This window comes from bacterium (genome assembly GCA_040755755.1).
GTDB lineage: Bacteria > SZUA-182 > SZUA-182 > DTGQ01 > DTGQ01 > DTGQ01.
In genome coordinates this window covers 52266-78723 of record JBFLZW010000083.1, presented here as the reverse complement: position 1 = coordinate 78723, position 26458 = coordinate 52266, and the positions used below count along the sequence as shown (strand labels likewise).

Below are 26458 nucleotides of genomic sequence, written 5' to 3'. Positions count from 1 at the left end.
AAGGAGATCAGGATATCCTGTGCCCGTATGTTGCCAAAAATCCTCTTGAATGCATAATCAGAGCGGGGATCAGTAAATTGCATGGCGACTTCCTCCAGCAACGCTCACTATTCGATTTTATCCTGCCGGGAGATAGATTATCAAAAACTGATGAATTGTGCAATACTGCTCATCCTCCCCCGCCTCATCAGGAAAAAATCAAGCCCATTTTGAAAATTTGCTTGACATCAGCGGAAAATTTTGTTAAATAGTTGATTTACAAGAATCTATAGGAAAAATTTTATGGATAAAAGTCAAAAACTGAATTTCCAGGACATAATTCTTTTTCTCTCAAAGTATTGGGCCTCGCAAGGATGCGTGCTGCAGCAGCCGTATGACATCGAAGTAGGGGCCGGTACCTTCAATCCGGCAACGTTCCTTCGGGTTCTGGGTCCTGAACCCTGGAAAGTTGCGTATGTGGAGCCCTCACGCCGGCCGACGGACGGGCGTTATGGGGAAAATCCCAACCGTTTGCAGCACTACTATCAATATCAGGTCATTTTGAAGCCCTCACCCCTGGATGTCCAGGAAAAATACCTGAACAGCCTGGCCAGCCTGGGGATCGATCTTCTTTCACACGATATTCGTTTTGTAGAGGATGACTGGGAGTCTCCCACCCTGGGGGCCTGGGGTCTTGGCTGGGAAGTCTGGCTCGATGGAATGGAAATCACCCAGTTCACCTATTTTCAGCAGGTCGGGGGGATCGATTTAAAGCCTGTATCCGTTGAGATTACCTATGGCCTTGAGCGAATCGCCATGTACCTGCAAGGGGTTGATAATGTCTATGACGTAGCCTGGGCTCCGGGAATCCGCTATGGAGATATTCATCTGCAAAGCGAGGTCGAATTCTCCACCTATAATTTTGAAAAAGCCGACCTGAAAATGCTTTTTACCGCCTTTTCCCTGTATGAGCAGGAATCCCTGCGCCTGGCCGAGATGGGATTGGTGCTTCCGGCCTATGATTATTGCCTGAAATGCTCGCATACCTTCAACCTGCTGGATGCCAGAGGAGCGATCAGCGTGACGGAAAGAACCGGCTATATCGGCAGGATACGGAATCTGGCACGGCGATGTGCCGAGAATTACCTCACGGAGCGGGAGAAAAAAGGATTTCCCCTGCTGAAACCATAAAGAAGAAGGAAGAGAAAAAACTGATTACCATGCCTATGGAGCTGCTGTTAGAGATCGGAGTGGAAGAAATTCCAGCCCGGTTTATTCCCGGAGCGCTGGAGCGGCTGGCTGCTGAGGCCAGAGGGTTGTTAGCCAGGAACCGGATCGAGGCTCAGGGGATTGCCACCTATGGGACCCCTCGCCGCCTGATCCTGCACGGAGCGCAGGTGGCGGAGGAGCAGGAAAGTTTTGTTGAAGAAATTGCCGGACCTCCAAAAAGAATTTGCTATGATGCACAAGGGCAGCCAACCAAGGCAGCTCTGGGATTTGCCAAAAACCAGGGTGTTCCGGTTGAGGATCTGCAGGTCAGAACCATCGAGGGCAAGGGTGAATACCTTGTCGTCGTCAAGCAGCATCATGGCCGGAAAACCAGAGAGCTCCTTGGCGATATTCTTGCAAAGTTAATTACCTCGCTTTCCTTTCCCAAAGTGATGCGCTGGGGAGATGGAAACCTGCTTTTTGCCCGGCCGATTCACTGGATCATGGCCATCTATGGCGGGGAGGTCGTCCCCCTGTCCCTGGATGGAATCGAAAGCGGTGATCTTTCCTACGGCCACAGGTTTACCAGTCCGGGATCATTCAAAGCCGCAGACTTTGCTTCCTTTGTCAGGGCAGCCGAACAGGCTCAGGTTATCATTTCTCCCGACAGGAGAAAAGCGATGATAAAGGAGCAAATCGCCTTCCTGTCTGAACGCGAGGGAGGGCACGTTCCTGATGATCCGCATCTGCTGGATCTGGTCACCTGCCTGGTCGAATATCCCAAAGCCATCTGTGGATCCTTTGACAGCCGCTTTTTGCAGTTGCCCGAAGAAGTGCTGGTTACTTCGATGCGCTCTCATCAAAAATACTTTCCTGTCTATGACCGGAATAACAAGCTGATGGCCAAGTTCATTGCCATCTGCAATATCAAAACCGATGACTACCGCCTGATTCAGGCTGGCAATGAAAGGGTCCTGCGGGCACGGCTGGCTGACGCTGAATTCTTCTATCTTGAGGACCGGAAAAAACCTCTGTCAGAGCTTGTTGAATCCTTAAAGAAAGTGGTTTTCCAGGAAAAATTGGGCAGCCTGTATGACAAGGTCGAGCGGATTCAAAAAACCGTTGCCATATTGGTCAGCACCCTGTCTTCCGATGCACGACATGCCGGCCGGAAGGAAGATATCCTCAAGACCGCTGACCGGGCGGCATTCCTGTGCAAGGCGGACCTGATCACGGAAATGGTCAAGGAGTTTCCCGAATTGCAGGGTATAATGGGGAGAGAATATGCCCTGCAGGGAGGAGAGACTCCGGAAGTGGCAACAGCCATCTATGAGCATTATCTGCCCAGATTTCAGGATGACGAGCTGCCTAAAACTTTGTCAGGAGCATTGGTCGGTATTGCCGACAAGATGGATAACATTGCCGGTTGTTTCGGCCTTGGAATGATACCGACCGGATCGGAGGATCCGTATGCCTTGCGGAGGCAGGGTCAGGGCATTGTCAATATCATTTTACAAGGAGGGTATCGGCTCTCACTAACCGAACTTATCAAGCAGGTCATTCAGTTACTGGAAGGTAAAATAACCAGAAAACCAGAGGAGGTGCGCAATGAGGTAGCTTCTTTCTTTCAGCAGCGCATTCAGTCGGCTTTCAGTGCTCAGGGGTTTGATTCCGATTTAATCGAAGCTGTGCTGGCAACCGGAGATGACGATGTTGTACGGCTCAAAAAGAAGATCGAAGCGGTCAGGGCTTTCCTTGGCGAAACTGATTTTGGATCACTCATGACCTCGTTCAAGCGGGTAATCAATATCATCCCCAAAGGAGTCACCGTCAGCTCTGAAGTAGACTCTCATGCACTGCAGGAAGAAGCGGAAAAAAAGCTGTATGGCAAACTGCAGGAAGTCAAGGCACAGGTATCTATCGGACTACAGCAAGAGGACTACAGACAGGTATTACAAAATCTGGCAGGACTAAAAAGCTACATCGATACTTTCTTTGAAGAGATTTTGGTAATGGTCAACGATGAAAAGCTGAAGCACAACCGGCTTTCATTGCTGCAGGCTACCAAAGCCACTTTTTCCCAGGTGGTTGACTTTTCAAAGATTGTCGCCGAAAGGGGGTAATTAATGGGAAGCAAAAAGTATGTCTATTTCTTCGGGCAGGGGAGAGCGGAAGGTAATGCTAAGATGAAGGACCTCTTGGGGGGAAAAGGTGCAAACCTGGCTGAGATGACGAATCTCAACATTCCGGTTCCTGCCGGATTCACGATTACCACCGAAGTATGTACCGAGTATTACAAGAATAACCGGCAATACCCTGCGGACATGTGGCCTCAGGTTGATGAGAACCTGCACCGCATGGAAGAGATCATGGGCATGAAGTTCGGGGACCGTGACCGGCCCTTGCTGGTTTCGGTTCGAAGTGGGGCCCGGGTATCCATGCCCGGTATGATGGATACGGTTTTAAACCTCGGACTCAACGACACCACGGTCAAAGGGTTGATCAAACAGACAGGAAACGAGAGATTTGCCTATGACAGCTACCGCCGGTTCATCAACATGTTCGGCAATGTAGTCATGGGAGTGTCTCACGAGAAATTTGAAAGAATACTGCAAGCCAAAAAAGACGAGCTTGGGGTGAAGCTCGATACGGATCTTGATGCCCATGCGCTCAAGGATGTCGTAGCTCAATACAAGCAACTGGTAAGGCAGGAAACCGGAAGGGATTTTCCGGAAGATCCGAAGACGCAACTGGACATGGCTATTGGTGCTGTCTTTGGTTCATGGAACAACGAACGGGCCATCACCTACCGGAAACTTCACGGCATTCCGGGAGACTGGGGGACCGCGGTCAACGTGCAGTCCATGGTCTACGGAAATATGGGCAATGATTCCGGAACCGGGGTGGCCTTTACCCGCGATCCGGGCACGGGCGAGCGGGTATTCTTCGGCGAATACCTGATCAATGCCCAGGGCGAGGATGTGGTGGCCGGGATCCGCACCCCGCAGCCGATCAATATCGCCCAGAAGAAAGGCTCTGCCCTCCCCTCTCTGGAAGAGGAAATGCCCCAGGTCTACCGGGAACTGGAAGATATCTACCGGAAGCTGGAAACCCATTACAAGGATATGCAGGACCTTGAATTTACCATCCAGAAAGGAAGGCTGTTCCTGCTGCAAACCAGAAACGGCAAGAGAACGGCAGCCGCAGCGGTGAAAATCGCGGTGGACATGGTGGAAGAAGGCCTGATCGACAAACGCACCGCAGTCCTTCGGGTTGAGCCAAAGCAGTTGGATCAACTCCTGCACCCGATGATTGATATGAAAACCAAACCCAAGGTAATTGCCAAGGGACTGCCCGCATCTCCCGGCGCAGCCGTGGGAAAGGTCGTATTTACCGCTGAAAAAGCCCAGGAAGCTGCCGGAGCAGGGGAAAAGGTAGTCCTGGTAAGGAATGAAACCTCTCCTGAAGATATCGGAGGGATGTATGTTGCTCAAGGGATTTTGACCGCCCGCGGCGGCATGACCTCTCATGCGGCTGTTGTGGCCCGTGGAATGGGAAAATGCTGCGTTGCCGGATGCGGTGCTCTGTCCATTCATGAGGAAGCCGGTTACCTGACTGTTGGCGAACTGAGGATCAAGGAAGGGGATTTCCTCTCCCTGAATGGATCGACCGGCGAGGTTATCCTCGGAGAGGCCAAGCTGATCAAACCTGAATTGAGTGGAGATTTTGGCAAGCTGATGGCCTGGGCTGACGAGATCAGGACCCTGAAGGTCCGGACCAACGCTGATACGCCTGAAGATGCCAAAGTTGCCAGAGATTTTGGTGCCCAGGGCATCGGACTGACCCGGACTGAGCACATGTTCTTCGGCGAGGAGCGCCTTCCCATTGTCCAGGAGATGATTATGGCCGATACCAGGGATGCGCGCCTGAAAGCTCTCGATCAGCTCCTGCCCGTGCAGCGGGGAGATTTTAAAGGCATATTCAAGGCCATGAAGGACCTTCCGGTCACTATCCGGCTTCTTGATCCGCCATTGCATGAATTTTTACCCAAGAGGGAAGAATTGATTCAGGAGATTGCCGACCTGAAAATGCAGTTAACCTCCCTGAGCACTCTGCAGGAAATTAATGACATGCTCGGCAAGATCAGGGCCAAGGAAAGCATTCTGTCCAAAGTGGAATCCCTCCATGAATTCAACCCCATGCTTGGCCATCGTGGATGCCGTCTGGGTATTACCTATCCGGAAATCTATGAGATGCAGGTCCAGGCTATCTTCGAGGCTGCCTGCGAGCTGGCCAAAGAAGGCTACTCCATCGTACCGGAAGTCATGATACCCCTGGTCGGCGATGTCAATGAGCTGACTTATACCAAAAAATCCGCTGTCCGGGTAGCTGAAGAAGTTATGCGCCGGTATGGAGTTACCCTGAAATACTCGATCGGAACCATGATCGAAATCCCGCGGGCAGCTCTCATGTCCGATGAAATAGCCAAGGAGGCGGAATTTTTCTCCTTCGGAACCAATGACCTGACTCAAATGACCTTCGGATTCAGCCGTGACGATGCCGGTGTTTTCCTGCCGGGATATGTGGAGAAAAAGATTTTGCCCGACGATCCATTCATCACCCTGGATCAGGTTGGCGTTGGCCAGTTGATTAAAATGAGCGTGGAAAGAGGTCGCGCCACCCGCCCCGATCTGAAGGTAGGTATTTGCGGCGAGCACGGCGGTGATCCTGCATCGGTGGAGTTCTGCCATCGGGCGGGCTTAAACTACGTCAGTTGTTCTCCCTACCGGGTGCCTATCGCCCGGCTGGCTGCAGCTCATGCTAAAATCAAGGAAGAGAGGAGCGGCAGCAAAGAAACTACCATGGGTGAATAATCGATACCATATCGATAAACCAAGGTAAACCCTCAGCCCGGAGCAAACGGAGTTTGCTCCGGGCTGATTATTGTCAGTGGTTGCCATTATAAAAATAAAAAACAAAAGACACCACAGAGACACAGAGGCACAAAGGCAAACTCAGAGAAAATGGAGAGCAAAGACCTCTTTGGTTAATCTTTGTGGAGAAAAACAAAACCAATGCGGGTAATTGCCGGTTCTGCCAAAGGAAGAAAATTGAAATCCTCGATCAGGTATGCCCTTCGGCCAACTTCGGACAGGGTCAAAGAGGCTCTGTTTGATATTCTGGGGCCACAGGTCCAGGATGCGCGCTTTCTGGACCTTTTTGCCGGAACAGGGAACATCGGCATCGAGGCCTTGAGCCGGGGAGCAAAACATGCTACCTTTGTGGAAAAGAAAGCCTCTTATGCGGAATTGGTCCGAAGCAATATCCATCTGTGCGGTTTTACCAACTTCGAGATCATCAACTGTGATGTTCTGCGGGCTATTGCTGCCCTGCAGAACCGGCGAAGAAAATTCGGCATTATCTTCATCGATCCTCCCTACAGTTCCGACCTTGCTCTGAAAGCACTGGAAGCCCTGGATGCAACCGATCTATTCGATGAGGAGCATATCGTCATTGCCGAACACAGCGCAAAAGATTGCATGCCGGAACGGGTCGGGAATCTGATCAAGCAGCGGGTTTCAGAATTTGGCGATACACACCTTTCTTTTTACCGGAAAGAAGAGATTCAAAAAGAGAGAACCTTGCAGGAGAATGAGCCATGTCCAGAGAGAGAGAAGGAATCCTGATGCGAAGAGCAATCTATCCAGGTACATTCGATCCGGTTACCAAAGGCCACCTTGACCTGGTCCATCGAGGGCTGAAGCTTTTCGATGAGGTCATCGTTGCCATAGCTGCCGATTCGCCCAAGAAACCGGCCTTCTCGCTGGAAGAGCGCAAAGACATGGCTGAGCAATGTCTGCATGGGGTATCCCGCGTACAAGTGACCTCTTTCCAGGGGCTTCTGGTTGATTTTGCCCGCAAGCTCAAGGCTCAGGCCATTATCCGCGGGCTGCGCGCTATCTCCGACTTTGAGTCCGAGCTCCAGATGGCGCTGGTGAATCGAAAGCTGGGCAACGAATTCGAGACTGTCTTCTTAACGCCAAAGGCCAACTACATTTACCTAAGCTCCAGCCTGGTCCGTGAGCTCGCCCTGCTCGGAGGATGCATCGATGACATGGTGGAGCCTTACGTAAAAACGAAACTGGAAGAAAAGTTCAGGAAGATATAGGAATATATAGATTTATTTTAGACCTTCGACACTTTTAAGGTTTCAATAGGGCGGTTTACTCGATAATGAGACCGGAGAGTGGCTAACGATGGTGATTAATGTATAAAAACCAAGGGATTTACTTTAATCATCATGGAGAGAAATATGTCTACCGAACCATTCAGGGCTTTTCTCGATCGAGACTTATCAAAGGCATTGGGGCGCGAAATTATCGATATCGCTTCTCCTTTGCTGAAAGAGTTGGTCAATCATGCAACGAATGTTCTCGTTAGATGTGACCAATCCTCTAATGGAGGTATCGATGAGGACCTAGCTCCATTTACGCTATATCATCACATTATTGAGCAAACAGATGGGATTGAAGTGCTTATAACCGAAAGCTGTACCGCCCCTGCTATACCCCTCCTGAGAAGTTCTTTTGAGGCACTATTATATTTGGAGTATATCTTTGAAGATGATAGGGAGTATGTTCAGCGTTCCTTATCATGGCTACTTGGACATATCCACGAGCGTTTGAACTTCTATGATCGTCTTGATCCTTCAACACCTAAAGGCATGGAATTTAAAAAGAATTTTGATGTTGATATTATTGCAAAAAACATGGAATTACCCTCTATAGATGACGTACGAGCACGGAAATCAGCATTAGAGGAAATGTTATCAAAACCACATATTCAACCGATTGAGGCTGAATATCAAAAATTCAAGAATATGCCTCATTGGTATCAATTGTTTGGTGGTCCTAATGATTTAAGGACATTGGCAATTTGTATTAAGCGAGGAGCCGAGTATGATCTTCTTTATCGTCATTGGTCTAAGTTCACACATGCTCAAGATTTAATTTCTTTTGTTCAAAAAAGTGGAAAAGTTAAAATGCTAAGAGATCCAAACGAGATTAAAGAGATCACGACTTCTGCACTTAGCTTCATTTTATGTTCAACACAGCTAATGATAGGAAAATACAGGGGGGGAGAAAATATTCAGGTCTGGTATGAAAGAGAGATTATACCCCTTTTCCAACAACTTTGTAAGATTAGTTAACCTACCAGAGGACATTAAGGCAATAAGTGAGGTAATAAGATCATGAACTTGGCATCAAGGGTTAAAGAGATCAGCCCTTCCCCAACCTTAGCCATTACCGCTAAGGCAAAAAAGATGCGTGCTGAAGGGATCGACGTAATCGGTTTTGGTGCTGGCGAGCCTGACTTTGATACTCCGGAAAATGTTAAACAGGCAGCCAGGGCAGCTATCAACCAGGGATTTACCAAGTATACGGCAGAATCAGGAATCGATGAGTTGAAAGTTGCCGTAGTCAAAAAATTATCCCGGGACAACGGCCTGACCTACGAGCCGGATGAGATCATTATTTCCTGCGGAGCAAAGCACTCTCTGTTCAACATCTGCCTGAGTCTTCTCGATCCGCAGGACGAAGTCATCGTGCCATCCCCCTATTGGGTTTCCTACCCTGAGCAAATCAAGCTGGTTGGCGCAAAGCCGGTGATTATGGAAACCAGAGAGTCTGAAGGGTTTCAGATGAACCCCGATCTTCTCGCCAGCCTGATCACCCCAAAGACCAAAGCCATTATCGTTAATAGTCCCTCTAACCCTACCGGGGTCATTTATTCGCGGGAAATTCTGGAAAAAGTGGCTGACCTTGCCGTCAGGCGGGGAATCGTCATTATTTCCGATGAATGCTATGAGCAGATTACCTATGACAATACTCCGTGTATCAGTATTGCCTCACTGGGAGAGGAAATCAAAGCCCTGACCGTAGTGGTCAATGCCGTGTCCAAGCCATATTCCATGACCGGCTGGAGAATCGGCTATGCTGCCGGACCAAAGGATCTGGTCAAGGCAATGTCCAAAATCCAGAGCCAGACTACCTCAAACCCTACTTCGATCTCCCAGAAAGCGGCAGTTGAGGCCCTGAATGGAGACCAGAAATTCGTTCATGATATGGTTATGGAATTTGCCAAAAGAAAAGACTACATGGTCAGCCGGTTGAACAGGATACCAGGTGTTTCCTGCCTGAACCCCGGAGGAGCGTTTTATGCCTTTCCCAATATTTCCTCGTGCCTGGGAAAAAGGAACGAAAATATCGTTATCAATTCCTCCCTCGACCTGTCCAATTACCTTCTGGAAAAAGCTCACGTTGCGGTTGTCCCTGGCTCTGCCTTCGGTTCCGATCACCATGTCCGGCTCTCCTATGCCTGTAGTATGGAGAGTATCCGGATTGGCCTGGATAGAATCGAAGATGCCCTGGCTCAATTATAAACCTGGCTGTAAAGTCTGTCCGTGCGTTTAGAATCACTTAAAATCCAAGGGTTTAAATCCTTCGCTGATAAAGTGGAACTGGTTTTTAAACCAGGAATCACTGCCATTGTGGGACCCAATGGATGCGGAAAAAGCAATATCACTGACGCCATCCGTTGGGTCCTGGGTGAGCAAAGTGCCAAATCCCTCCGGGGAGGCCAGATGGAGGATGTCATCTTCAATGGCAGTACCTGCCGTCCGCCGAAGGGAATGGCGGAAGTCTCCCTGAAACTGACCAACCTTGGCTCCCTCCCTGTCGCCTTCCCGGAAGTGGTCATAACCCGCAGGATCTTCCGGTCGGGCGAAAACGAATACTTTATCAACAAAAGTCAGTGCCGGTTAAAGGACATCGTTGATATGTTTCTTGACACCGGTCTGGGCAGGGGTGCCTATTCCATTGTCGAGCAGGGAAAAATTGACTTTATTATCATGGCCAAGCCCAAAGAGCGCCGCTCGCTGATTGAATCCGCAGCCGGGATCCTCAAGTACAAGTCGAAACGGGAAGAGGCCCTGAAAAAGATGGAGGCCACGGAACAGAACCTGGAGCGGATAAAGGATATCCTGCATGAGGTGGAAAAGCAAAAAGATACCCTGTCCAAACAGGCTGAGCTGGCTATGGTCTACCGGGAGTACCGCAGGCAGGAGGATGAGCTGGCTCACAAAATCGCCCTGGGACAGTATCTCGGCCTTCTTCGGGAAAAAAAGGGACTCGATGCAGAGCTTCAGCAGTGGAAGGACAGGGAAATGGCCGTGAACTCTGATCTTGCCCAGGCTGAGACTGAAATTGAAAAGTCCAAAACAGCCCTTCTGGAATGTGAAGAGCGGATTTCTATCCGGCAAAAAGCGGTTTATGCGCTCGAAAGCCAGATAAATACCCTCACCCAGCAGCAGCAATCGAGTGAAAAAGAGTTGAAGCGGCTTGAGGAGGAGCGGATTGCTATCAATCTGGAGCTGGAAGAGTTGCATAAATCCCAATCGAAAATCGAAGCTGCCATACATACTCTTGAAGCTGACCTGCGGGAAAAAGAACAGTCCCTTGCAGACAAAAGCGAAGGATTGAAAAGCCTGGAAAACGAGTGCCAGCTCCTTGGCCAGAGCATTCAGAAAAAAAATCATGCCTACGAGACCAGGCGCAAGGATGTCCTGGGGTTGACGAATCAGGAGGCACGGCTTGAGAACCTGTGCGGGAACCTGAAAGGAAAACAGAAAGAAATCCAGGGAAGGCAGGAAGGGTTCCAGAGGACCCTGTGCCGACTGGAGGATGACCTTCAACGCAAAGATGAGCGGAGGAAAAACCTTCACCAGCAGGTTGAACAGCACAAGCGTCTGCATGGGGAGATGCGGCAGCAGGAGAGTGAGCTTTCCGGGCGGATGAAGCAAAGACTTGAGGACCTGAAGGAGGCAGAGCTTCGGATCCGTAGCCTTGACAAGAAATTTCAGGCCGAGCGATCGCTTCTCCTTTCGCTGGAAGATATCTTTGAGCGCAAAGAGGGATATCAGGACAGTGTCAGACACCTGCTTTTGGCCAGAAAGAAAAATCAGCGGGAGACAGCGGGACTTGTGGGAGTGGTTGCCGAGCTCATTACCGTGCCCCCGGCCTATGAGAAGGCCATTGAGACCGTCCTGGAGCATGATCTTCAGTGCATGCTCGTCAATACCCTCGAAGACGGGCTTATCCTTCTCCAGTATCTCAAGGAGCACAAGGCCGGGCGGGGAACATTCATGGCTGTTGAGGGCATTCCCTGCCCTGATACTGCGCCTGGTCTGGAGGAGCATGCTCTTGAATCTTTGGATATACCGGGAATCATCGGCCTGGCAATCAGGCTGATCCGGTATGAGAAGCGGTATGAGAGAGTTATGGCGTATTTTTTTGGCCATACGATTCTGGTTGATGATATCTCGGTGGCCAGACAGATATTTCCGAAACTGAGCGGACAGTATCGGATCGTGACCCGAAGCGGCGAAATTTTATCTTCCTGCGGAATAATTTCCGGTGGAGAGTCCCAGAAGACCTCGCCAAGCCTTCTGGCCAGAAAACGACAGATGGAAGAGTTGCAGGTCTCGGTTCCACTCCTCCAATCGAATATCGAACAGGAGGAAGCTGCCCGAAACAAGACAGCCAAAGAGATTGAAGAGCTGCGGCAGGAGAAGGAGGAACTGAATCAGCGGCAGCATAAGCTTGAAATCGCCCTGAATGGGCTGCAAAAAGACCTCTCTCACCTTGAGGCGGAGCTTGAGCAGGATCGGCAGCGGCTCAAGGAAGTCAAGTACAAAAAAGAGCGGGCTCTGGCTGATGAGGAAGAACTGGCTGCGGATCTGAAGAACCAGGAAGCGCGGCTCGGTAAGGTCAGGGAAGAAAAAATCCAGGCTGAGCAGGAAATCAGAACCTTTGCTCATGAGCTTGATACCTTGCGCCAGCAGGAGAAAAGCTTGCAGGAGCAAATGACTGACTGCAAAATCGCCCTTACTTCCTTCCGGGAGCATCACAAGGCGCTGCAGACAAACGTGCGGCACCAGCAGGAATTACAGCTTCAGAATACCAGGAGGATAGCTAATCTTCAGAGCAGGCTGGAAAAAATTGATCTCAATTGGCAAAAAAGCGATCAGACCCTTCATGAGCTGAACGGACGTCTCCCCCAGCTTATACAAGACAGAGAGGCTGCCAGCCTCGATTTCACGAGGCTTGAAGCTGACCGTAATGAACGGGTCGAGATAGTCAGGCATTTGGAAAAAAAACTGAAGAAAGCCCTTCAGGCGAAAAATCAGGTTCTCATGGAAACCAAAAAGGTTGAGCTTCACCTGACAGAGATACAGATCCGCATGAGTCACCTCCTTGGAGACAGCCATTTACCTGAGGACCAGATGATTCCTCCTGATGATTCTCCGCTTCTCGGTGAAGGAGAAATCCGGGAGCTTCAGGAACAGCTCCAGACTATCAGGAGCGCGATCTCATCCCTGGGAGCAGTCAACCTTATGGCAATTGAGGAATACAATCAGCTCCTTCAGCGCTATGAATTTCTCCACCAGCAGGAAACCGACATGCGCAGCTCTCTCGAATCGCTCAATTCCCTGATCAGCCGGATCAATCAGGATTCCTGTGCGCGCTTTCAGCAGGCATTTGACAGCATAAACTTTAATTTTCAAGCCGCCTTCAAACGGTTGTTTGAAGGCGGACATGCGGAGCTTTTACTTGAGGAACCCAATGATCTGCTTGAAACAGGTGTCGAAGTAGTGGCTCAGCCACCGGGGAAAAAACCGCAATATTTATCTCTTCTTTCCGGCGGCGAAAAAGCCATGACGGCGATTGCCCTGATTTTAGCCATTTATCTGCTGAAGCCGAGTCCATTCTGCTTACTGGATGAGATCGATGCTCCGCTGGATGATGCCAATATCGATCGATTTCTTACTATTATCAACGAATTCAAGCAGCGAACACAGTTTCTCATTATCACTCACAGCAAGAAAACGATGCAAACTGCTGATGCGATTTATGGGGTGACGATCGAACAGCCGGGTCTTTCCAAGGTAGTCAGTCTGGAATTACCTCATTCTCCATCGGGAGGAGATTGATCCGGCACCTGCTGGTGACTAGAGAATAACCCTTGTCTCAACACCTTTGCCGTCATCGGTTTTTGAGACAATGACGTTTCCTTTCCCTGATTCTAATTTTGCCCATTTATAGATCCGAATAGCCTCTCTCATGATCTCGCTGACTGTCAATCCGCTTTTAGTGCTTAATTCTTTCAGTGCCTCGTAACTATCTTTTGGGATAGTGAAATTGAGTCTCTTTTTTTGCATAGTTCCCTCCATTTTTGCTACAGATTTAAGGATGTCTTACTAATAATATCACATTATCATATTTTACGCACTACAAAAATTTAATTACTGAATAAAAAATTTACCTGCCGCGATCTAAAAAAGTGGTTTCTTGGTTGAATTTCATAATTATTTTCATATAAAATAGGGACGTATTGCATTCATTTTCCGGTGGTCTTCAGTTCATCTCATTTGGTATTATCATCATAAAGCTGAAAGAAGATATTGACACAAATAAGGAGTCATGGTAGTATAGTAGTCCCCGGTGAGAAAATGATGGCGGATAAAGGATAAAGGGAGAGCGAACAAAGAGCTTGACAGGGGGAGGAAAGGTTGATAGAATAAAAAACGCGGTTGAGAAAGATCCACGGGAAGAAAGAGAAAGAAGGCAGTATATAGTTCTTTGAAAAGATGGGTATCGCTATTTTGCGGACAGGAATTTAGGATAGGGATAAAACTTGATGGAGAGTTTGATCCTGGCTCAGAACGAACGCTGGCGGTATGCTTAACACATGCAAGTCGAACGAGAAAGGGGCCTTCGGGCCCTGAGTAAAGTGGCGAACGGGTGAGTAACGCGTGAGCAAGCTGCCCTGGAGTAGAGGATAACATTCCGAAAGGAGTGCTAATACTTTACGACATTAGGGCTGCGCATGCAGCTTTAATCAAAGAAGGCCTCTTCATGAAAGCTTTCGCTTCAGGATGCGCTCGCGTACCATTAGCTAGTTGGCGGGGTAATGGCCCACCAAGGTGAGGATGGTTAGCCGGCCTGAGAGGGTGTACGGCCACACTGGGATTGAGATACGGCCCAGACTCCTACGGGAGGCAGCAGTGGGGAATATTGCGCAATGGGGGAAACCCTGACGCAGCAATACCGCGTAGACGATGAAGGCCCTTGGGTTGTAAAGTCTTGTTAGGTGGGAAGAAGTGCTGTTACGTGAAGAACGTAATGGTTTGACGGTACCACCAGAGAAAGCCCCGGCTAACTCCGTGCCAGCAGCCGCGGTAATACGGAGGGGGCAAGCGTTGTTCGGAATTACTGGGCGTAAAGGGCGTGTAGGCGGCCTGGTAAGTTAGATGCGAAAGACCATGGCTTAACCATGGAATTGTGTCTAAAACTGCTGGGCTTGAGTATAGGAGAGGAGAGTGGAATTCCCAGTGTAGCGGTGAAATGCGTAGATATTGGGAGGAACACCGGTGGCGAAGGCGGCTCTCTGGACTAATACTGACGCTGAGGCGCGAAAGCTAGGGGAGCGAACGGGATTAGATACCCCGGTAGTCCTAGCCGTAAACGATGGACACTAGGTGTAGGAGGTATCGACTCCTTCTGTGCCGCAGCTAACGCATTAAGTGTCCCGCCTGGGGAGTACGTTCGCAAGAATGAAACTCAAAGGAATTGACGGGGGCCCGCACAAGCGGTGGAGCATGTGGTTTAATTCGAAGCAACGCGAAGAACCTTACCTGGGTTTGACATGTACTTGACGGTGCTAGAGATAGCATTTTCCCTTTGGGGACAGGTACACAGGTGCTGCATGGCTGTCGTCAGCTCGTGTCGTGAGATGTTGGGTTAAGTCCCGCAACGAGCGCAACCCTCACCCTTAATTGCCAACAGGTCGCGCTGGGAACTTTAAGGGAACTGCCGGTGATAAACCGGAGGAGGGTGGGGATGACGTCAAGTCCTCATGGCCCTTATGTCCAGGGCTACACACGTGCTACAATGGCTGGTACAAAGAGTATGCAAGGTCGCGAGGCGGAGCTAATCTCAAAAAGCCAGTCACAGTTCGGATTGAAGTCTGCAACTCGACTTCATGAAGCCGGAATCGCTAGTAATCGTGGATCAGCACGCCACGGTGAATACGTTCCCGGGCCTTGTACACACCGCCCGTCACACCATGAGAATCGGCTACACCAGAAGTCATTGGGCTAACCCGCAAGGGGGGCAGATGCCGAAGGTGTGGTTGGTGATTAGGGTGAAGTCGTAACAAGGTAGCCGTAGGAGAACCTGCGGCTGGATCACCTCCTTTCTAAGGATTGAAAGAATCCATTGAGATTGACGATAAGCGAAATAGCGATACCCTCCCTTTTTGTTGGGCCTATAGCTCAGCTGGTTAGAGCGCACGCCTGATAAGCGTGAGGTCTCTGGTTCAAGTCCAGATAGGCCCATAACAGAGAAAAAGGGGGTGTAGCTCAGTTGGGAGAGCGCCTGCCTTGCAAGCAGGAGGTCAGCGGTTCGAACCCGCTCATCTCCACCATAGAAGAGAAAGCAGGAAAGAGAAAAGAAAAAAGGTTTTTGAAAGATACCCATGAAGGGGTAATATGTGAAAAAAAGAAAGGCAACCACAGAGGCACAGAGACACAGAGAAAAGAAGAGAGAGAGAGAATATCTTTGGTGAGTTTGGGTCTGTGTGGTTTCTTTTTAGATCTTTGAAAATTGAATCTTTGCTAGGGTAAATTAGACGAAGGATTCTTTGACATACAAGGGAAAATGTATGGTCAAGCTACTAAGAGCATTTAGTGGATGCCTTGGCGTCAATAGGCGAAGAAGGGCGCAGTAAGCTGCGATAAGCCTCGGGGAGTCGCAAACAGACATAGATCCGGGGGTACCCGAATCGGGAAACCGGCCGGGAGTAATATTCCGGCATCTATCCTTGAATAAAATAGGGGGTAGAGGCGAACCAGGGGAACTGAAACATCTCAGTACCCTGAGGAAGAGAAAGAGAAATCGATTCCCTCAGTAGCGGCGAGCGAACGGGGAAGAGCCTAAACTGGACATACGTGATAGCCTACATGCGTTGTATGTTCGGGGTAGAGGGACCTGGTTGGGAGAAGGTGTAGATTCTCCAGGGAGTTAAAAAACTGCATTCTAGCTGAATAGTCTGGGAAGGCTAACCATAGACGGTGAAAGTCCGGTAAGCGAAAGGGTAGCAGACTCTTGTGATCAGGCACCCAAGTAACACGGGATACGTGGAGTCTTGTGTGAATCCGGGAGGACCACCTCCTAAGGCTAAATACTCATTGACGACCGATAGTGAACAAGTACCGTGAGGGAAAGGTGAAAAGTACTCCGGTGAGGAGAGTGAAAAGTACCTGAAACTAAATGTTTACAAGCAGTGGAATAGCTATGAGGCCGTGAGGTTTTCAGCTAGACCGCGTGCCTTTTGCTTAATGAGCCAGCGAGTTACTCAGTGCAGCAAGGTTAAGCCGATGGAGGTGGAGCCGTAGCGAAAGCGAGTCCGAATGGGGCGACAAGTTGTATTGAGTAGACCCGAAGCCGGGTGAGCTACCCATGGCCAGGGTAAAGCATGTGTAAAAGCATGTGGAGGCCCGAACCTTTGACAGTTGAAAATGTCCTGGATGAGCTGTGGGTAGGGGTGAAAGGCCAATCAAACTCGGAGATAGCTGGTTCTCCTCGAAATAGCTTTAGGGCTAGCCTTCCAGATTCAGTGGCAGCGGTAGGGCTCTGGATGGATAAGGGGCCATCTCGGTTACCAAGTCCAACTAAACTGCAAATGTTGTCAACATGTTACTGGAGGAGTCAGACTGTGAGGGATAAGCTTCATAGTCGAAAGGGAAACAGCCCAGACCGTCAGCTAAGGTCCCAAAGTGTAAGTTAAGTGGGAAAGGATGTGAGATTACTTAAACAACCAGGAGGTTGGCTTAGAAGCAGCCATCCTTTAAAGAAAGCGTAATAGCTCACTGGTCTAGTGATCTTGCGCCGAAAATATAACGGGGCTCAAACTTACCACCGAAGCTACGGAAGGAAGGTTAAAAACTTCTTTGGTAGAGGAGCGTTCCATACGGGTTGAAGTCAGACTGGGAAGACTGGTGGACTGTATGGAAGTGATTATGCTGGCATGAGTAGCGATAAACTCTGTGAGAAACAGAGTCGCCGTAAACCTAAGGTTTCCTGAGGAAGGTTAATCCGCTCAGGGTTAGTCGGATCCTTAGCCGAGGCCGAAAGGCGTAGGTGATGGGAAACAGGTTCATATTCCTGTACCACCAAAGCAGCGTTTGAGCGATGGGGTGACGCAGGAGGGTAGGGTATCCTCGGATTGGATAGCGAGGTCTAAGCCCGTAGGAGGCTATCTAAGCAAATCTGGATAGCATATACTCTGAGAGGTGATGGGGAGTCTCCTTAGAGGGACATAAACTACCTGAACCCATACTGCCAAGAAAAACCTCTAGTGAGCTGTGAGGTGACCGTACCGTAAACCGACACAGGTGGGTGGGGTGAGAATCCTAAGGCGCTTGAGAGAACGCTCGTTAAGGAACTCGGCAAAATAGCTCCGTAACTTCGGGAGAAGGGGTGCCCCGCTAGTGTTATCCGTGAGGAGAAGCACGAGGGGGTTGCAGTGACCAGGCCCAGGCGACTGTTTACTAAAAACACAGGTCTCTGCTAAGTGGCAACACGATGTATAGGGACTGACGCCTGCCCGGTGCTGGAAGGTTAAGGGGAGAGGTCATCCTTTTGGGGAGAAGCTTTGAACCGAAGCCCCAGTAAACGGCGGCCGTAACTATAACGGTCCTAAGGTAGCGAAATTCCTTGTCGGGTAAGTTCCGACCTGCACGAATGGCGTAACGATCTGGGCACTGTCTCAACGAGCGACTCAGCGAAATTGTAGCACCGGTGAAGATGCCGGTTACCCGTGGCTAGACGGAAAGACCCCGTGCACCTTTACTATAGCCTGACATTGTACTTTGAATTGGTATGTGCAGGATAGGTGGGAGGCGGAGAAGCTTGGGCGTCAGCCTGAGTGGAGCCAACCTTGAGATACCACCCTTATTAATTTGAAGTACTAACCCAGGTCCGTGAATCCGGATCGGAGACAGTGTCAGGTGGGTAGTTTGACTGGGGCGGTCGCCTCCAAAAGCGTAACGGAGGCGCCCAAAGGTTCCCTCAGTGCGGTTGGCAATCGCACGCAGAGTGCAAAGGCAATAAGGGAGCTTGACTGCGAGACACACAGGTCGAGCAGGTGCGAAAGCAGGGCTTAGTGATCCGGCGGTTCCGAGTGGAAGGGCCGTCGCTCAACGGATAAAAGGTACGCCGGGGATAACAGGCTTATTTGGCCCAAGAGTTCATATCGACGGCCAAGTTTGGCACCTCGATGTCGGCTCGTCGCATCCTGGGGCTGAAGCAGGTCCCAAGGGTTTGGCTGTTCGCCAATTAAAGCGGTACGCGAGCTGGGTTTAGAACGTCGTGAGACAGTTCGGTCCCTATCTACCATGGGCGTAGGATATTTGAGAGGCTCTGCTCCTAGTACGAGAGGACCGGAGTGGACGGACCTCTAGTGTACCAGTTGTCACGCCAGTGGCACCGCTGGTTAGCTATGTTCGGAAGGGATAACCGCTGAAGGCATCTAAGCGGGAAACCCACCTCAAGATGAGATATCCCCTCTTTATGAGATAAGATCCCTTGAAGATGACAAGGTTGATAGGCCGGGAGTGTAAGCATAGTAATATGTTGAGCTGACCGGTACTAATAGATCGAAAGGCTTGACCATACTCTTTTCTTTCCCTGCATTCTTTGTAAATGCGCAAGATGCCCTCCTTCAATCTCCATTTACCCCAAAAGCAAAGATCAAAAACTTGACTTACATTTTCTCGGTGGCTATGGCGAAGAGGAAACACCCGTTCCCATTCCGAACACGGAAGTTAAGCTCTTCTGCGCCGATGGTACTGCCTTATATCGAGGTGGGAGAGTAGGTCGCTGCCGAGGCTAATTTAATTTTCTCTGCAAAGCCCGTAACTCAGTGTTGCGGGCTTTGCTTTCTCAGCTCGGTTCTTCTCCCCTCCTCTACCGGATGTTCATCATAAAAAAATAAACAAAAATATTGACAAGGGTGAGAGGTGATGATAGTATGGGATTTCCTGTTGAGCAGGATGCTGGGTTGAGAAAAAAGCGAACAAAGAGCTTGACAGGGGGAGGAAAGGTTGATAGAATAAAAAACGCGGTTGAGAAAGATCCACGGGAAGAAAGAGAAAGAAGGCAGTATATAGTTCTTTGAAAAGATGGGTATCGCTATTTTGCGGACAGGAATTTAGGATAGGGATAAAACTTGATGGAGAGTTTGATCCTGGCTCAGAACGAACGCTGGCGGTATGCTTAACACATGCAAGTCGAACGAGAAAGGGGCCTTCGGGCCCTGAGTAAAGTGGCGAACGGGTGAGTAACGCGTGAGCAAGCTGCCCTGGAGTAGAGGATAACATTCCGAAAGGAGTGCTAATACTTTACGACATTAGGGCTGCGCATGCAGCTTTAATCAAAGAAGGCCTCTTCATGAAAGCTTTCGCTTCAGGATGCGCTCGCGTACCATTAGCTAGTTGGCGGGGTAATGGCCCACCAAGGTGAGGATGGTTAGCCGGCCTGAGAGGGTGTACGGCCACACTGGGATTGAGATACGGCCCAGACTCCTACGGGAGGCAGCAGTGGGGAATATTGCGCAATGGGGGAAACCCTGACGCAGCAATACCGCGTAGACGATGAAGGCCCTTGGGTTGTAAAGTCTTGTTAGGTGGGAAGAAGTGCTGTTACGTGAAGAACGTAATGGTTTGACGGTACCACCAGAGAAAGCCCCGGCTAACTCCGTGCCAGCAGCCGCGGTAATACGGAGGGGGCAAGCGTTGTTCGGAATTACTGGGCGTAAAGGGCGTGTAGGCGGCCTGGTAAGTTAGATGCGAAAGACCATGGCTTAACCATGGAATTGTGTCTAAAACTGCTGGGCTTGAGTATAGGAGAGGAGAGTGGAATTCCCAGTGTAGCGGTGAAATGCGTAGATATTGGGAGGAACACCGGTGGCGAAGGCGGCTCTCTGGACTAATACTGACGCTGAGGCGCGAAAGCTAGGGGAGCGAACGGGATTAGATACCCCGGTAGTCCTAGCCGTAAACGATGGACACTAGGTGTAGGAGGTATCGACTCCTTCTGTGCCGCAGCTAACGCATTAAGTGTCCCGCCTGGGGAGTACGTTCGCAAGAATGAAACTCAAAGGAATTGACGGGGGCCCGCACAAGCGGTGGAGCATGTGGTTTAATTCGAAGCAACGCGAAGAACCTTACCTGGGTTTGACATGTACTTGACGGTGCTAGAGATAGCATTTTCCCTTTGGGGACAGGTACACAGGTGCTGCATGGCTGTCGTCAGCTCGTGTCGTGAGATGTTGGGTTAAGTCCCGCAACGAGCGCAACCCTCACCCTTAATTGCCAACAGGTCGCGCTGGGAACTTTAAGGGAACTGCCGGTGATAAACCGGAGGAGGGTGGGGATGACGTCAAGTCCTCATGGCCCTTATGTCCAGGGCTACACACGTGCTACAATGGCTGGTACAAAGAGTATGCAAGGTCGCGAGGCGGAGCTAATCTCAAAAAGCCAGTCACAGTTCGGATTGAAGTCTGCAACTCGACTTCATGAAGCCGGAATCGCTAGTAATCGTGGATCAGCACGCCACGGTGAATACGTTCCCGGGCCTTGTACACACCGCCCGTCACACCATGAGAATCGGCTACACCAGAAGTCATTGGGCTAACCCGCAAGGGGGGCAGATGCCGAAGGTGTGGTTGGTGATTAGGGTGAAGTCGTAACAAGGTAGCCGTAGGAGAACCTGCGGCTGGATCACCTCCTTTCTAAGGATTGAAAGAATCCATTGAGATTGACGATAAGCGAAATAGCGATACCCTCCCTTTTTGTTGGGCCTATAGCTCAGCTGGTTAGAGCGCACGCCTGATAAGCGTGAGGTCTCTGGTTCAAGTCCAGATAGGCCCATAACAGAGAAAAAGGGGGTGTAGCTCAGTTGGGAGAGCGCCTGCCTTGCAAGCAGGAGGTCAGCGGTTCGAACCCGCTCATCTCCACCATAGAAGAGAAAGCAGGAAAGAGAAAAGAAAAAAGGTTTTTGAAAGATACCCATGAAGGGGTAATATGTGAAAAAAAGAAAGGCAACCACAGAGGCACAGAGACACAGAGAAAAGAAGAGAGAGAGAGAATATCTTTGGTGAGTTTGGGTCTGTGTGGTTTCTTTTTAGATCTTTGAAAATTGAATCTTTGCTAGGGTAAATTAGACGAAGGATTCTTTGACATACAAGGGAAAATGTATGGTCAAGCTACTAAGAGCATTTAGTGGATGCCTTGGCGTCAATAGGCGAAGAAGGGCGCAGTAAGCTGCGATAAGCCTCGGGGAGTCGCAAACAGACATAGATCCGGGGGTACCCGAATCGGGAAACCGGCCGGGAGTAATATTCCGGCATCTATCCTTGAATAAAATAGGGGGTAGAGGCGAACCAGGGGAACTGAAACATCTCAGTACCCTGAGGAAGAGAAAGAGAAATCGATTCCCTCAGTAGCGGCGAGCGAACGGGGAAGAGCCTAAACTGGACATACGTGATAGCCTACATGCGTTGTATGTTCGGGGTAGAGGGACCTGGTTGGGAGAAGGTGTAGATTCTCCAGGGAGTTAAAAAACTGCATTCTAGCTGAATAGTCTGGGAAGGCTAACCATAGACGGTGAAAGTCCGGTAAGCGAAAGGGTAGCAGACTCTTGTGATCAGGCACCCAAGTAACACGGGATACGTGGAGTCTTGTGTGAATCCGGGAGGACCACCTCCTAAGGCTAAATACTCATTGACGACCGATAGTGAACAAGTACCGTGAGGGAAAGGTGAAAAGTACTCCGGTGAGGAGAGTGAAAAGTACCTGAAACTAAATGTTTACAAGCAGTGGAATAGCTATGAGGCCGTGAGGTTTTCAGCTAGACCGCGTGCCTTTTGCTTAATGAGCCAGCGAGTTACTCAGTGCAGCAAGGTTAAGCCGATGGAGGTGGAGCCGTAGCGAAAGCGAGTCCGAATGGGGCGACAAGTTGTATTGAGTAGACCCGAAGCCGGGTGAGCTACCCATGGCCAGGGTAAAGCATGTGTAAAAGCATGTGGAGGCCCGAACCTTTGACAGTTGAAAATGTCCTGGATGAGCTGTGGGTAGGGGTGAAAGGCCAATCAAACTCGGAGATAGCTGGTTCTCCTCGAAATAGCTTTAGGGCTAGCCTTCCAGATTCAGTGGCAGCGGTAGGGCTCTGGATGGATAAGGGGCCATCTCGGTTACCAAGTCCAACTAAACTGCAAATGTTGTCAACATGTTACTGGAGGAGTCAGACTGTGAGGGATAAGCTTCATAGTCGAAAGGGAAACAGCCCAGACCGTCAGCTAAGGTCCCAAAGTGTAAGTTAAGTGGGAAAGGATGTGAGATTACTTAAACAACCAGGAGGTTGGCTTAGAAGCAGCCATCCTTTAAAGAAAGCGTAATAGCTCACTGGTCTAGTGATCTTGCGCCGAAAATATAACGGGGCTCAAACTTACCACCGAAGCTACGGAAGGAAGGTTAAAAACTTCTTTGGTAGAGGAGCGTTCCATACGGGTTGAAGTCAGACTGGGAAGACTGGTGGACTGTATGGAAGTGATTATGCTGGCATGAGTAGCGATAAACTCTGTGAGAAACAGAGTCGCCGTAAACCTAAGGTTTCCTGAGGAAGGTTAATCCGCTCAGGGTTAGTCGGATCCTTAGCCGAGGCCGAAAGGCGTAGGTGATGGGAAACAGGTTCATATTCCTGTACCACCAAAGCAGCGTTTGAGCGATGGGGTGACGCAGGAGGGTAGGGTATCCTCGGATTGGATAGCGAGGTCTAAGCCCGTAGGAGGCTATCTAAGCAAATCTGGATAGCATATACTCTGAGAGGTGATGGGGAGTCTCCTTAGAGGGACATAAACTACCTGAACCCATACTGCCAAGAAAAACCTCTAGTGAGCTGTGAGGTGACCGTACCGTAAACCGACACAGGTGGGTGGGGTGAGAATCCTAAGGCGCTTGAGAGAACGCTCGTTAAGGAACTCGGCAAAATAGCTCCGTAACTTCGGGAGAAGGGGTGCCCCGCTAGTGTTATCCGTGAGGAGAAGCACGAGGGGGTTGCAGTGACCAGGCCCAGGCGACTGTTTACTAAAAACACAGGTCTCTGCTAAGTGGCAACACGATGTATAGGGACTGACGCCTGCCCGGTGCTGGAAGGTTAAGGGGAGAGGTCATCCTTTTGGGGAGAAGCTTTGAACCGAAGCCCCAGTAAACGGCGGCCGTAACTATAACGGTCCTAAGGTAGCGAAATTCCTTGTCGGGTAAGTTCCGACCTGCACGAATGGCGTAACGATCTGGGCACTGTCTCAACGAGCGACTCAGCGAAATTGTAGCACCGGTGAAGATGCCGGTTACCCGTGGCTAGACGGAAAGACCCCGTGCACCTTTACTATAGCCTGACATTGTACTTTGAATTGGTATGTGCAGGATAGGTGGGAGGCGGAGAAGCTTGGGCGTCAGCCTGAGTGGAGCCAACCTTGAGATACCACCCTTATTAATTTGAAGTACTAACCCAGGTCCGTGAATCCGGATCGGAGACAGTGTCAGGTGGGTAGTTTGACTGGGGCGGTCGCCTCCAAAAGCGTAACGGAGGCGCCCAAAGGTTCCCTCAGTGCGGTTGGCAATCGCACGCAGAGTGCAAAGGCAATAAGGGAGCTTGACTGCGAGACACACAGGTCGAGCAGGTGCGAAAGCAGGGCTTAGTGATCCGGCGGTTCCGAGTGGAAGGGCCGTCGCTCAACGGATAAAAGGTACGCCGGGGATAACAGGCTTATTTGGCCCAAGAGTTCATATCGACGGCCAAGTTTGGCACCTCGATGTCGGCTCGTCGCATCCTGGGGCTGAAGCAGGTCCCAAGGGTTTGGCTGTTCGCCAATTAAAGCGGTACGCGAGCTGGGTTTAGAACGTCGTGAGACAGTTCGGTCCCTATCTACCATGGGCGTAGGATATTTGAGAGGCTCTGCTCCTAGTACGAGAGGACCGGAGTGGACGGACCTCTAGTGTACCAGTTGTCACGCCAGTGGCACCGCTGGTTAGCTATGTTCGGAAGGGATAACCGCTGAAGGCATCTAAGCGGGAAACCCACCTCAAGATGAGATATCCCCTCTTTATGAGATAAGATCCCTTGAAGATGACAAGGTTGATAGGCCGGGAGTGTAAGCATAGTAATATGTTGAGCTGACCGGTACTAATAGATCGAAAGGCTTGACCATACTCTTTTCTTTCCCTGCATTCTTTGTAAATGCGCAAGATGCCCTCCTTCAATCTCCATTTACCCCAAAAGCAAAGATCAAAAACTTGACTTACATTTTCTCGGTGGCTATGGCGAAGAGGAAACACCCGTTCCCATTCCGAACACGGAAGTTAAGCTCTTCTGCGCCGATGGTACTGCCTTATATCGAGGTGGGAGAGTAGGTCGCTGCCGAGGCTAATATCTGAAAACAGCCCGCAGATATACTATTTGCGGGCTGTTTTTGTATTGATGCACAAAATGCATCACCCACCCATAACCATCCACTATCCTTGAAATGACAACTGATATCTGGCAAGTTAAGATCAAAGGAGATAGCATGAAAGGGCTATTTCCTGATGGCAAAACCCTATCGGCTAAAGTCTGGACAGATTTTAGCCCTGAATCTGATCTCCAGGTAGGCAGGATAGTTATTTTAAGAAAAAGAAAGCCCCCAAGCACTCACCATTTTTGCCAAAATGGCCTGACATTTCAGCAGGAAAATGACGTAGGAAGTAGTTCCACAGCAGCGGGCACCTTAATAATCCACAGAATTGTAGGCAGATTTTGCCTTAAAAACCGGCTTTTATTCTGGGAAAAGGGAGATAATGATTATTTTCCAAAAGTATGCTATCCTGATGAGATCGCGGCCATTGTGATGAATATTGAAGGTCATTCGGAGCTTTCCCCCAGATTACAACCTGTCCTATGGCAGAAGCGAAATCAGAAGCTGTTGAAATTTTATAAAATGGCTGGAAGGATTTATGCCTTATTAGAAAAGGGCAGAGAAAATCAAAAAGGCGGGAAAAGTCAATGGCAGGATTTTTCTTATAGAGCATTCCGGAAAGGATTTTGGTATGCTTTTCATTTTCTGTGCTCCTTTTTTAACCTCAAAGGAAACTGATAAAAGCGCAAGCTACCCTCCTACCCCCTCCTACCCTCTTCATTGTCTAACCGATCATATTCCAAAATGAACTATCCTTTTGGAATTCCAATTCATAAATTGCTACTTGCTGGATTAGATCAGTACAGTTTTGAAATAATTGTCTGGTCAGAAAAGGTTCCCGGCTAAAATATAAGATATTTTCCATCAATCTGCACAATGCCTCCCTTTCGGACAATTTTCTCGTCAGCAACTGAGAGCTCTGCTTTAATCGATAAATCCCAGCAAGAGGAGAGAAATAATTCCTGCCCTTAATTTCCTGCTCCCCCCAAAAAGGAGTGCTGTAGACCAGATAATCGGCACCTGCCTTTTTAACCAGGGAAATCTCGTCACTTAAGACTGTGTATTTAGAAGAATGGATGGCAATAGTGGACTTTCCTGCTCCGGATTTTCCCATGAACAGATACCCCTGACCATCTCTTACAACTGAGGCAGCATGAAGGAGGAACCCTCCCTCTTGAACAAGGAACAGGGAATAGAGAATTCGCAAAAAGGAATCAAAACTGTAAACCGCTGCCCTGTTGGTAACGCGGGCAATCCGGTTATCAAAATCGATGTCCCCCTCAAGATCAGGTCTCCGAATGATAAACTTCTTATTATGATATGAAACATCCACCCAAAGTGTTTCGTCGAGCATATCATTCCATTTCTCCGATTCTTTCTGCCGAATGTCAATCTGCAGATGAACGGGAGGATGAGAACTTGAACGGGATGTTTGAAAAATACCTTCTTCTTTCAAACCGCACAATAAAGCAAAGTCTCGATATTTTTCAGCTATCATCTGAATAAACCACGGTTCACAGGACTTAATTATTAGTGGTATACCCCCGATTTCCAATTTGAAGTTACGCATTTTTTGCTTCCCTGCCGGGTTAGAATGTATGTTGAGTTGAATAGTATTTAAGAATAGACACAAATA

At 49.5% G+C, this 26458-nt stretch carries 12 protein-coding genes, 4 tRNA genes and 6 rRNA genes; 20 read left to right on the top strand and 2 right to left on the bottom strand.

The annotated features are described in order from the left end of the window. Positions 1-300: 300 nt before the first annotated feature. The 8 genes from glyQ (at position 301) to smc (ending at position 13240) form a co-directional block, all read left to right on the top strand. Positions 301-1170 carry a glycine--tRNA ligase subunit alpha gene (gene glyQ / locus AB1611_21675; GenBank protein MEW6382185.1) on the top strand — a complete coding sequence of 290 codons (870 nt, stop codon included), beginning with the start codon at positions 301-303 and terminating at the stop codon, positions 1168-1170. Then, entirely contained in the window at positions 1110-3311 is a 2202-nt protein-coding gene (gene glyS / locus AB1611_21670) for a glycine--tRNA ligase subunit beta (GenBank protein MEW6382184.1), read from the top strand. Before glyQ ends, glyS begins: the two co-directional genes overlap by 61 nt. A gap of 3 nt (positions 3312-3314) precedes the next feature. After that, a complete protein-coding gene (ppdK, locus tag AB1611_21665) occupies positions 3315-6062 on the top strand; it encodes a pyruvate, phosphate dikinase (GenBank protein MEW6382183.1) in 2748 nt (915 codons plus the stop codon). Positions 6063-6242: 180 nt separating this feature from the next. Next, positions 6243-6875 (top strand): 16S rRNA (guanine(966)-N(2))-methyltransferase RsmD, encoded by a 633-nt coding sequence (gene rsmD / locus AB1611_21660; GenBank protein ID MEW6382182.1) that lies wholly within the window; start codon positions 6243-6245, stop codon positions 6873-6875. Beyond that, positions 6875-7357, top strand: a complete 483-nt coding sequence (gene coaD / locus AB1611_21655; GenBank protein MEW6382181.1) for a pantetheine-phosphate adenylyltransferase — start codon at positions 6875-6877, stop codon at positions 7355-7357. Before rsmD ends, coaD begins: the two co-directional genes overlap by 1 nt. A 144-nt stretch (positions 7358-7501) precedes the next feature. Beyond that, positions 7502-8398 (top strand): DUF5677 domain-containing protein, encoded by an 897-nt coding sequence (locus AB1611_21650; protein ID MEW6382180.1) that lies wholly within the window; start codon positions 7502-7504, stop codon positions 8396-8398. Between the two features lie 42 nt (positions 8399-8440). After that, positions 8441-9631, top strand: coding sequence for a pyridoxal phosphate-dependent aminotransferase (locus AB1611_21645; protein ID MEW6382179.1), 1191 nt, complete (start codon positions 8441-8443; stop codon positions 9629-9631). 21 nt (positions 9632-9652) lie between these two features. Then, the gene (gene smc / locus AB1611_21640) at positions 9653-13240 is read left to right on the top strand and encodes a chromosome segregation protein SMC (GenBank protein ID MEW6382178.1); all 3588 of its coding nucleotides are present in this window, start codon (positions 9653-9655) and stop codon (positions 13238-13240) included. 18 nt (positions 13241-13258) lie between these two features. Here smc and AB1611_21635 read toward each other — a convergent pair whose 3' ends face one another. Continuing rightward, positions 13259-13468: a ribbon-helix-helix protein, CopG family gene (locus tag AB1611_21635; GenBank protein ID MEW6382177.1), complete on the bottom strand. Its 210-nt coding sequence runs from the start codon at positions 13466-13468 to the stop codon at positions 13259-13261. Between the two features lie 476 nt (positions 13469-13944). Between AB1611_21635 and AB1611_21630 the strand changes: the two genes are divergently transcribed. From AB1611_21630 to AB1611_21575, 12 genes are all read left to right on the top strand, one after another. Then, positions 13945-15507, top strand: a 16S ribosomal RNA gene (locus AB1611_21630). 65 nt (positions 15508-15572) lie between these two features. Next, a tRNA-Ile gene (locus AB1611_21625) sits at positions 15573-15646 on the top strand. 13 nt (positions 15647-15659) lie between these two features. Next, positions 15660-15735: transfer RNA gene (locus tag AB1611_21620), tRNA-Ala, on the top strand. Positions 15736-15974: 239 nt separating this feature from the next. Beyond that, positions 15975-18984, top strand: a 23S ribosomal RNA gene (locus AB1611_21615). A 99-nt stretch (positions 18985-19083) separates the two neighbouring features. Continuing rightward, positions 19084-19199 (top strand): 5S ribosomal RNA (gene rrf, locus AB1611_21610). Between the two features lie 142 nt (positions 19200-19341). Next, entirely contained in the window at positions 19342-19488 is a 147-nt protein-coding gene (locus AB1611_21605) for a hypothetical protein (GenBank protein ID MEW6382176.1), read from the top strand. A 51-nt stretch (positions 19489-19539) separates the two neighbouring features. Beyond that, positions 19540-21102: ribosomal RNA gene (locus AB1611_21600) — 16S ribosomal RNA — on the top strand. A gap of 65 nt (positions 21103-21167) precedes the next feature. After that, a tRNA-Ile gene (locus tag AB1611_21595) sits at positions 21168-21241 on the top strand. A gap of 13 nt (positions 21242-21254) precedes the next feature. Continuing rightward, a tRNA-Ala gene (locus AB1611_21590) sits at positions 21255-21330 on the top strand. A gap of 239 nt (positions 21331-21569) precedes the next feature. Further along, positions 21570-24579: ribosomal RNA gene (locus tag AB1611_21585) — 23S ribosomal RNA — on the top strand. A gap of 99 nt (positions 24580-24678) precedes the next feature. After that, positions 24679-24794, top strand: a 5S ribosomal RNA gene (gene rrf / locus AB1611_21580). Together the 16S, 23S and 5S rRNA genes with 4 tRNA genes alongside form the textbook arrangement of a ribosomal RNA operon. 100 nt (positions 24795-24894) lie before the next feature. Then, on the top strand, positions 24895-25500 hold the full coding sequence (locus AB1611_21575; GenBank protein MEW6382175.1) for a hypothetical protein: 606 nt from the start codon (positions 24895-24897) through the stop codon (positions 25498-25500). A gap of 46 nt (positions 25501-25546) precedes the next feature. Here the strand turns inward: AB1611_21575 and AB1611_21570 are convergent, their stop codons facing one another. Next, positions 25547-26455: a hypothetical protein gene (locus AB1611_21570; GenBank protein MEW6382174.1), complete on the bottom strand. Its 909-nt coding sequence runs from the start codon at positions 26453-26455 to the stop codon at positions 25547-25549. Positions 26456-26458 lie beyond the last annotated feature (3 nt).